Origin of the sequence: Oceanobacillus saliphilus, assembly GCF_023522835.1 — a bacterium.
GTDB classification, from domain to species: domain Bacteria; phylum Bacillota; class Bacilli; order Bacillales; family Amphibacillaceae; genus Oceanobacillus; species Oceanobacillus saliphilus.
This window is the reverse complement of the sequence record NZ_JALCZU010000241.1, coordinates 1-255: the sequence shown is the minus strand read 5'-3', so window position 1 is coordinate 255 and position 255 is coordinate 1. Positions and strand designations below refer to the sequence as shown.

The window sequence follows — 255 nt, the reverse complement described above, 5'->3', positions numbered from 1 at the left end:
CTTGAGTGTGAGTTTGGTATTGCAGGTGGAGCAGGCAAAGCAGCTCACACACCAGGCCTTGTTGAGAGCAGAGACCACATCACCTTCTATGACACGGTTGCAATGGAAACAAACATCACCAAACAGCTGATTATAGTGAGTTTCACAGTAGGCCAAGCCCTTCCTCTCATAATGGCGATGCCCAAGAAATGGTTTTTCACATTTGGCACAAACAAAATGCTCCACATGCCATTGCTTGCCCATGGCATTCACTAC

Annotated in this window: 1 protein-coding gene; it reads right to left on the bottom strand. The window is 47.1% G+C overall.

Annotation, left to right across the window (positions count from 1 at the left end; genetic code table 11):
- Nucleotides 1-243, bottom strand: a 243-nt coding sequence (locus MN204_RS21935) for an LIM domain-containing protein (RefSeq protein ID WP_498043956.1), incomplete at its 3' end; no start/stop codon positions are given.
- Nucleotides 244-255: the final 12 nt, after the last annotated feature.